This window comes from Streptococcus oralis (genome assembly GCF_001075875.1).
GTDB lineage: Bacteria > Bacillota > Bacilli > Lactobacillales > Streptococcaceae > Streptococcus > Streptococcus oralis_I.
In genome coordinates this window covers 41,228-50,820 of the sequence record NZ_JUOS01000029.1, presented here as the reverse complement: position 1 = coordinate 50,820, position 9,593 = coordinate 41,228, and the positions used below count along the sequence as shown (strand labels likewise).

9 protein-coding genes are annotated in these 9,593 nt (G+C 40.2%); all 9 read left to right on the top strand.

Annotated elements, in window-relative coordinates:
- Positions 1–47: 47 nt before the first annotated feature.
- The 9 genes from ADM33_RS10760 (at position 48) to ADM33_RS01975 (ending at position 9,295) form a co-directional block, all read left to right on the top strand.
- Positions 48–167: a conjugal transfer protein gene (locus ADM33_RS10760; RefSeq protein ID WP_080982676.1), complete on the top strand. Its 120-nt coding sequence runs from the start codon at positions 48–50 to the stop codon at positions 165–167.
- A gap of 22 nt (positions 168–189) precedes the next feature.
- Positions 190–1,395 (top strand): MobT family relaxase, encoded by a 1,206-nt coding sequence (gene mobT, locus ADM33_RS02010; RefSeq protein ID WP_000398284.1) that lies wholly within the window; start codon positions 190–192, stop codon positions 1,393–1,395.
- A 42-nt stretch (positions 1,396–1,437) separates the two neighbouring features.
- Positions 1,438–1,659 (top strand): hypothetical protein, encoded by a 222-nt coding sequence (locus ADM33_RS02005; protein ID WP_001009056.1) that lies wholly within the window; start codon positions 1,438–1,440, stop codon positions 1,657–1,659.
- A gap of 116 nt (positions 1,660–1,775) precedes the next feature.
- Positions 1,776–2,273 (top strand): antirestriction protein ArdA, encoded by a 498-nt coding sequence (locus tag ADM33_RS02000; protein WP_000342539.1) that lies wholly within the window; start codon positions 1,776–1,778, stop codon positions 2,271–2,273.
- Positions 2,274–2,361: 88 nt separating this feature from the next.
- Positions 2,362–2,754, top strand: a complete 393-nt coding sequence (locus ADM33_RS01995) for a conjugal transfer protein (RefSeq protein ID WP_000723888.1) — start codon at positions 2,362–2,364, stop codon at positions 2,752–2,754.
- Positions 2,738–5,185 (top strand): ATP-binding protein, encoded by a 2,448-nt coding sequence (locus tag ADM33_RS01990; protein WP_000331160.1) that lies wholly within the window; start codon positions 2,738–2,740, stop codon positions 5,183–5,185. Before ADM33_RS01995 ends, ADM33_RS01990 begins: the two co-directional genes overlap by 17 nt.
- Before the next feature lie 2 nt (positions 5,186–5,187).
- Entirely contained in the window at positions 5,188–7,365 is a 2,178-nt protein-coding gene (locus ADM33_RS01985) for a CD3337/EF1877 family mobilome membrane protein (protein WP_000804748.1), read from the top strand.
- Entirely contained in the window at positions 7,362–8,363 is a 1,002-nt protein-coding gene (locus tag ADM33_RS01980) for a lysozyme family protein (RefSeq protein WP_000769868.1), read from the top strand. The genes ADM33_RS01985 and ADM33_RS01980 overlap by 4 nt, the downstream gene beginning before the upstream one ends.
- Positions 8,360–9,295: a conjugal transfer protein gene (locus ADM33_RS01975; protein WP_001224320.1), complete on the top strand. Its 936-nt coding sequence runs from the start codon at positions 8,360–8,362 to the stop codon at positions 9,293–9,295. The genes ADM33_RS01980 and ADM33_RS01975 overlap by 4 nt, the downstream gene beginning before the upstream one ends.
- The last annotated feature ends 298 nt before the right edge of the window (positions 9,296–9,593 follow it).

Here is a 9,593-nt window from a genome sequence, read left to right as displayed (position 1 = left end):
AATAAATAAGTATCTAAAAAGCCTTATTTTAAAGGGCTTTTTTTAAGATTTTCCCACTATATCTAACAGGGGGGTACAAATCGACAGGAAACAGTCAAAAAAACATTAGAAAATCCTTTGGTTACAAGGGATTTACAAAATTTCAGCGTATGTCAAATGGGCTTTAAAAGTTGACATACGCCTTTTTGATTGGAGGGATTTTTACTGAATGAACAAACTTGGTTACAGCATTTAAAAGAAAAACGCTTGGCTTATGGACTATCTCAAAACCGTTTAGCTGTTGCGACTGGTATTACAAGGCAGTATCTAAGCGATATTGAAACAGGAAAAGTCAAGCCATCAGAGGATTTACAGCAGTCCCTTTGGGAAGCTCTGGAACGCTTCAATCCCGACGCTCCCCTTGAAATGCTGTTTGATTATGTAAGGATTCGCTTTCCGACAACAGACGTACAGCAGGTGGTCGAAAACATCTTACAACTGAAACTGTCCTATTTTCTTCATGAGGACTATGGTTTCTATTCTTATTCAGAGCATTATGCTTTAGGCGACATATTCGTCCTTTGCTCCCATGAACTGGACAAAGGAGTTCTGGTGGAATTGAAAGGTCGTGGGTGCAGACAATTTGAAAGCTATCTTCTGGCACAACAAAGAAGCTGGTATGAGTTCTTTATGGACGTTTTGGTGGCTGGCGGTGTGATGAAACGCCTTGACCTTGCCATTAACGATAAGACAGGGATTTTGAATATCCCTGTACTCACTGAAAAGTGCCAACAGGAAGAATGTATCTCCGTCTTCCGCAGTTTTAAAAGCTATCGCAGTGGCGAACTGGTACGCAAAGAGGAAAAGGAATGTATGGGAAACACCCTCTATATCGGTTCATTACAAAGTGAAGTTTATTTCTGTATCTATGAAAAGGACTACGAGCAGTACAAGAAAAATGATATTCCCATTGAAGACGCAGAAGTAAAAAACCGTTTTGAGATTCGATTGAAAAATGAGCGTGCCTATTATGCAGTCCGTGATTTACTCGTCTATGACAATCCAGAGCATACCGCCTTTAAAATTATCAATCGGTATATCCGTTTTGTAGATAAAGACGATTCCAAACCTCGTTCTGATTGGAAACTGAATGAAGAATGGGCTTGGTTTATTGGGAACAATCGTGAACGATTAAAACTAACCACAAAACCAGAGCCTTACTCCTTCCAAAGGACGCTGAACTGGCTATCTCATCAAGTTGCCCCGACCTTAAAGGTTGCGATTAAACTTGATGAAATCAACCAGACGCAGGTTGTAAAAGACATTCTCGACCATGCGAAACTGACAGACCGACACAAGCAGATTTTGAAGCAACAGTCAGTAAAAGAACAGGACGTGATAACAACAAAAAAATAACTCAAATACAAATTCATTGAATATAGAGAGGAGAACATTTTTATGAATTTTGGACAAAACCTTTATAACTGGTTTCTATCAAACGCTCAATCACTGGTGCTTTTAGCAATCGTTGTGATTGGCTTGTATCTTGGCTTCAAGCGTGAGTTTAGCAAACTGATTGGCTTTTTAATTATTGCGATTATTGCGGTTGGCTTAGTCTTCAACGCTGCTGGAGTAAAAGACATTTTACTAGAGCTATTCAATCGCATTATTGGTGCTTAAATAAAACCGTTCTTTTGTGGAATATAAGTGGTTTTCTTATGTTCCGCAAAGGAATGGTACACCAAACGAAGTGCGGTAGGGATTTTTGAATCTCTACAAAGAAAGGACGTGAATATATGGACGATATGCAAGTCTATATTGCGAATTTAGGCAAATACAATGAGGGCGAATTGGTCGGTGCGTGGTTTACCTTTCCCATTGACTTTGAGGAAGTCAAAGAGAAAATCGGCTTGAATGATGAATATGAGGAATACGCCATTCATGACTACGAGTTACCCTTTACGGTTGACGAATACACTTCCATTGGCGAACTCAATCGACTATGGGAAATGGTATCGGAATTACCCGAAGAATTACAATCGGAGCTATCTGCTCTGCTCACTCATTTTTCAAGCATTGAAGAACTAAGCGAACATCAAGAGGATATTATCATTCATTCCGATTGTGATGATATGTATGACGTGGCACGCTACTACATTGAAGAAACGGGTGCTTTAGGCGAAGTACCAGCTAGTCTTCAAAACTATATTGATTATCAAGCCTATGGTCGGGATTTAGACCTTTCAGGAACGTTTATCTCAACCAATCATGGGATTTTTGAAATCGTCTATTAAATCTGTCGGTACATTACTACTGGCAGATTTTCTATTTTACGGGGTGGCTCAATCAGCTACCCCTATTTTTTATGAAAGGATTGATTACATGAAGAAAATACGAAGCTATACCAGTATCTGGTCTGTGGAAAAGGTACTGTATTCTATCAATGATTTTAGACTTCCGTTTCCCATAACCTTTACGCAAATGACATGGTTTGTCGTGTCACTCTTTGCAGTGATGATACTTGGCAACTTGCCCCCTCTTTCCATGATAGAGGGAGCATTTCTCAAATACTTTGGGATTCCTGTGGCTTTCACATGGTTTATGTCTACAAAAACTTTTGATGGTAAAAAGCCTTATGGATTTTTGAAGTCTGTCATTGCTTATGCACTGCGACCAAAGCTGACCTATGCAGGAAAAAAAGTAACGCTTGGCAGAAACCAGCCACAAGAAGCCATTACAGCAGTTAGGAGTGAATTTTATGGCATATCCAATTAAATACATTGAAAACAATCTCGTCTGGAATAAAGACGGGGAATGTTATGCTTACTATGAGCTTGTTCCTTACAATTACTCATTTCTAAGTCCAGAACAGAAAATACAAGTGCATGATTCTTTCAGACAGCTTATCGCACAAAATCGTGATGGCAAAATTCATGCTTTACAAATCAGTACAGAATCCAGCATACGTTCTGCACAAGAGCGTTCCAAAAATGAAGTCACTGGCAAGCTCAAAGCGGTTGCCTATGACAAAATCGACCAACAGACAGACGCTTTAATATCCATGATTGGCGAAAATCAAGTGAACTACCGTTTCTTTATCGGCTTTAAGTTGCTTCTCAACGATCAGGAGTTTTCTATGAAAAGTCTTACCGTTGAAGCAAAAAATGCTTTGTCTGATTTTGTCTATGATGTGAACCATAAGCTGATGGGCGATTTTGTTAGTATGAGTAATGATGAAATCCTGCGTTTTCAGAAGATGGAAAAGCTCTTAGAAAATAAAATCTCTCGTCGTTTCAAAATCCGCAGGTTAGATAAGGACGACTTCGGCTATCTGATTGAACACCTTTACGGACAGACAGGCACTGCCTATGAAGAGTATGAGTACCATCTATCAAAGAAAAAGCTGGATAATGAAACGCTGATTAAATACTATGACTTGATTAAGCCTACTCGCTGTTTGGTGGAAGAAAAACAGCGATATTTGAAAATCCAGCAGGAAGATGAAACCGTCTATGTAGCTTACTTTACCATTAACAGCATTGTCGGAGAACTGGACTTCCCGTCCTCTGAAATCTTCTACTACCAGCAACAGCAATTTACATTCCCGATTGATACGTCAATGAATGTGGAAATTGTAGCGAATCGTAAAGCCCTATCTACTGTCCGCAATAAAAAGAAAGAACTGAAAGACTTGGATAACCACGCTTGGCAAAGTGATAATGAAACCAGCTCCAATGTGGCGGAAGCTCTGGAAAGTGTGAATGAGCTGGAAACCAATTTAGACCAAAGCAAGGAATCTATGTACAAGCTGTCTTATGTGGTAAGGGTATCAGCAAATGATCTTGACGAACTCAAACGTCGTTGTAATGAAGTGAAAGATTTTTATGACGATTTAAGCGTAAAACTGGTACGACCATTTGGGGATATGCTCGGCTTACATGAAGAATTTTTACCTGCCAGCAAGCGTTATATGAATGATTATATTCAATACGTGACCTCTGATTTCCTCGCTGGTTTAGGTTTTGGTGCTACTCAAATGCTGGGGGAAAATGAGGGAATTTATGTTGGCTACAGCTTAGATACTGGACGCAATGTCTATCTGAAACCTGCTCTTGCCAGTCAAGGGGTTAAGGGTTCAGTAACCAATGCGTTAGCGTCGGCTTTTGTTGGTTCGCTGGGTGGTGGTAAATCCTTTGCGAATAACCTTATCGTCTATTATGCGGTGCTTTATGGGGCACAAGCAGTGATTGTAGACCCAAAAGCAGAACGTGGCAGATGGAAAGAAACCTTGCCAGAGATTTCCCATGAAATCAATATCGTCACTCTGACTTCTGATGAGAAAAACAAAGGCTTACTTGACCCTTATGTGATTATGAAAAATCCCAAAGATTCTGAATCACTGGCTATTGATATTCTGACATTCCTTACGGGGATTTCCTCTCGTGATGGGGAACGCTTCCCAATCCTTAGAAAAGCCATTCGTGCAGTAACCAATAGTGAAGTACGAGGGTTGATGAAAGTGATTGAGGAATTACGGGTTGAGAATACGCCACTAAGTACCAGTATAGCCGACCATATCGAAAGTTTTACAGACTATGACTTTGCACATTTATTATTCAGTAATGGTTATGTGGAGCAGTCTATCAGCTTAGAAAAACAACTGAACATTATACAGGTTGCGGACTTGGTACTTCCCGACAAGGAAACTTCCTTTGAGGAATATACCACTATGGAGCTTTTATCCGTTGCTATGCTGATTGTCATTAGTACCTTTGCTTTAGACTTTATCCATACAGACCGAAGCATTTTCAAGATTGTAGATTTAGACGAAGCATGGAGCTTTTTACAGGTAGCACAAGGAAAAACACTATCTATGAAGCTGGTTCGGGCTGGTCGTGCTATGAACGCTGGGGTATATTTCGTGACCCAAAATACAGACGACCTCTTAGATGAAAAACTGAAAAATAACCTCGGCTTAAAATTTGCATTTCGTTCCACTGACCTTAACGAGATTAAAAAGACCTTAGCCTTTTTTGGTGTAGACCCAGAGGACGAAAACAATCAGAAGCGATTGCGTGATTTGGAAAACGGGCAATGCCTTATCAGTGATTTATATGGTCGTGTCGGTGTGATACAGTTCCACCCTGTATTTGAAGAACTGCTCCATGCCTTTGATACCAGACCACCTGTGCGAAAAGAGGTGTAAATGTGAAACCATCAATAGTAAACAGAATAAAATCAAACTGGACGCTGAAACGTCTAGGTAAAGTGGCAATGACAGTGGCTTTCACACTTGTGATTGCCATTTTTCTTTTAGCCATGCTGGGAACGGTGGTTCAAGCTGCGGGCTTGGTAGATGATACGGTCAATGTGGCAAATGAATACAGCCGATACCCACTTGAAAACTATCAACTGGATTTTTATGTGGATAATAGCTGGGGCTGGCTTCCGTGGAACTGGTCGGACGGGATTGGAAAACAGGTCATGTATGGACTATATGCCATTACCAATTTTATTTGGACAATCAGTTTGTATGTTTCCAATGCGACAGGTTACTTAGTACAGGAAGCCTATTCCTTAGACTTCATTTCCGCTACAGCAGATTCCATTGGTAAGAATATGCAGACCTTAGCTGGTGTGAGTGCAAACGGATTTTCAACAGAGGGTTTCTATGTTGGATTCCTCTTACTCTTGATTTTGGTTCTTGGGGTTTATGTTGCCTATACGGGACTGATAAAGAGAGAAACCACAAAGGCAATTCATGCCATTATGAATTTTGTGCTGGTGTTTATCCTATCGGCTTCCTTTATTGCCTACGCTCCCGACTACATTAAAAAAATCAATGACTTTTCATCAGACATCAGTAATGCCAGTTTATCACTTGGCACGAAGATTGTCATGCCCCATTCCGATAGTCAAGGCAAGGACAGCGTGGACTTAATCAGAGATAGCCTGTTTTCCATACAGGTTCAGCAACCGTGGCTACTGCTTCAATACAACAGTTCAGACATTGAAAGTATCGGTATTGACCGTGTGGAAAGCCTGCTCTCCACCAGCCCAGATTCCAACAATGGCGAAGACAGAGAAAAAATTGTTGCGGAAGAAATTGAAGACAGAAGCAATACCAATCTAACCATTACAAAGACCATTAACCGTTTAGGTACAGTCTTCTTCCTATTTGTCTTCAATATTGGGATTTCCATATTTGTATTCCTATTAACAGGAATCATGATTTTCTCGCAGGTACTTTTTATCATCTATGCTATGTTTCTGCCTGTGAGCTTTATTTTAAGCATGATTCCATCATTTGATGGTATGTCAAAACGAGCCATAACAAAGCTCTTTAATACCATTTTGACACGAGCTGGAATCACATTGATTATTACGACAGCATTTAGTATTTCAACCATGCTCTATACCTTATCGGCTGGTTATCCGTTCTTTTTGATTGCTTTTCTACAGATTGTGACCTTTGCAGGAATCTACTTCAAGCTGGGCGATTTAATGAGTATGTTTTCTCTACAGAGTAACGATTCTCAAAGTGTGGGAAGTCGTGTGATGAGAAAACCTCGTATGCTTATGCACGCTCACATGCACCGTCTACAGCGGAAACTTGGACGTTCCATGACTACTCTAGGGGCTGGGTCTGCCATTGTTACAGGTAAAAAAGGACAGTCGGGTTCGGGGAGTTCTGCAAGGACACAAGCAGATCACTCCCGACCAGACGGAAAGGAAAAATCAACACTTGGAAAACGTATCGGTCAAACCATCGGTACAGTAGCTGATACCAAAGACAGAATGGTAGACACTGCTAGTGGTTTGAAAGAACAGGTTAAAGATTTGCCGACCAATGCAAGATATGCAGTATATCAAGGAAAATCCAAAGTAAAAGAGAATGTCCGTGATTTAACCAGTAGTATTTCTCAAACCAAAGCGGACAGAGCCAGTGGACGCAAGGAACAGCAGGAACAAAGGCGAAAAACCATTGCGAAGCGTCGCTCTGAAATGGAACAGGTCAAACAGAAAAAACAGCCTGCTTCTTCTGTTCATGAAAGACCGACTACAAGACAAGAACAATATCATGATGAACAGACCTCAAAACAGTCTAATATTCAGACTTCATATAAGGAATCTCAACAAGCCAAACAAGAGCGTCCAGCAGTTAAGTCCGATTTTTCAAGTCCAAAAGTGGAACGCCAAGGCAATACCGTTCAAGAAAAAACCGTTCAAAAGCCAGCAACTTCAACCACTACAGCAGATAGAACTTCACAACGTCCAATCACAAAAGAACGTCCGTCTACTGTTCAAAGAGTACCACTACAAAATACAAGAAGTAGACCACCAATCAAAACCGCCACCATTAAGAAAGTCGGTAAGAAACCATGAAGTTGAAAACTTTAGTGATTGGTGGTTCTGGATTATTCTTGATGGTCTTCTCACTGCTTCTGTTTGTTGCCATTTTATTTTCAGATGAACAGGACAGCGGAATTTCCAATATTCATTATGGAGGTGTGAATGTTTCCGCAGAAGTGCTGGCTCATAAGCCTATGGTAGAAAAATATGCCAAAGAATATGGCGTTGAAGAATATGTCAACATACTTCTTGCGATTATACAGGTGGAATCGGGCGGTACTGCGGAAGATGTTATGCAGTCCTCGGAATCCCTCGGTCTTCCACCTAATTCATTGAGTACAGAAGAATCCATTAAGCAAGGTGTGAAGTATTTCAGTGAATTATTAGCCAGTAGCGAAAGGCTCAGTGTAGATTTAGAATCGGTTATCCAGTCCTACAATTATGGTGGTGGTTTCTTAGGGTATGTGGCTAATCGTGGAAATAAATATACCTTTGAACTGGCTCAAAGTTTCTCAAAAGAGTATTCAGGTGGCGAAAAAGTGTCTTACCCCAATCCCATAGCCATACCTATCAATGGGGGCTGGCGATACAACTATGGCAATATGTTTTATGTGCAACTGGTAACGCAGTATCTTGTCACAACAGAGTTTGATGATGATACGGTACAAGCCATCATGGACGAAGCACTGAAATATGAGGGCTGGCGATACGTTTACGGTGGAGCTTCCCCGACTACTTCTTTTGATTGTAGCGGACTGACACAATGGACGTATGGAAAAGCTGGAATTAACTTACCACGAACCGCACAACAGCAATATGATGTGACCCAGCATATCCCACTATCGGAAGCACAAGCTGGCGATTTGGTTTTCTTTCATTCTACCTATAACGCTGGCTCTTATATTACTCATGTTGGGATATACCTTGGCAATAACCGTATGTTTCATGCAGGCGACCCAATCGGTTATGCCGACTTAACAAGCCCCTACTGGCAACAGCATTTAGTGGGAGCAGGACGAATCAAACAATGAGAAAGGAAGATTTAATGATGAAATTTAGAAAAAATCAGAATAAAGAAAAACAGATACCAAAGGAAAAGAAACCTCGTGTCTACTATAAGGTCAATCCTCATAAAAAGGTTGTGATTGCCTTGTGGGTACTTTTAGGGCTTAGTTTCAGCTTTGCGATATTCAAGCACTTTACAGCTATAGATACTCATACTATTCACGAAACAACTATCATAGAAAAGGAATACGTTGATACTCATCATGTAGAAAATTTTGTAGAGAACTTTGCGAAAGTCTACTATTCATGGGAGCAATCCGATAAGTCCATTGATAATCGAATGGAAAGTCTAAAAGGCTATCTGACAGATGAACTTCAAGCTCTCAATGTTGATACAGTACGCAAAGATATTCCTGTATCGTCTTCTGTAAGAGGATTTCAGATATGGACGGTAGAGCCAACTGGCGACAATGAGTTTAATGTAACCTACAGTGTAGACCAGCTCATTACAGAGGGAGAAAATACAAAGACCGTCCACTCTGCTTATATAGTGAGTGTCTATGTAGATGGTTCTGGAAATATGGTACTGGTTAAGAATCCGACCATTACCAACATACCTAAGAAATCAAGTTATAAACCAAAAGCCATTGAAAGTGAGGGGACGGTTGATTCCATTACAACCAATGAAATCAATGAGTTTTTAACGACGTTCTTCAAGCTCTATCCTACAGCGACAGCCAGTGAACTTTCCTACTATGTGAATGACGGGATATTAAAACCAATCGGAAAAGAGTACATCTTTCAAGAACTGGTAAATCCTATTCACAATCGTAAGGATAATCAAGTCACGGTATCGCTGACAGTGGAGTATATCGACCAGCAGACCAAAGCAACGCAGGTATCTCAATTTGATTTGGTACTTGAAAAGAACGGGAGTAATTGGAAGATTATAGAATAACAAATATTGGTACATTATTACAGCTATTTTGTAATCACGTACTTTCTTTGATAAAAAATTGGAGATTCCTTTACAAATATGCTCTTACGTGCTATTATTTAAGTATCTATTTAAAAGGAGTTAATAAATATGCGGCAAGGTATTCTTAAATAAACTGTCAATTTGATAGTGGGAACAAATAATTGGATGTCCTTTTTTAGGAGGGCTTAGTTTTTTGTACCCAGTTTAAGAATACCTTTATCATGTGATTCTAAAGTATCCGGAGAATATCTGTATGCTTTGTATGCCTATGGTTATG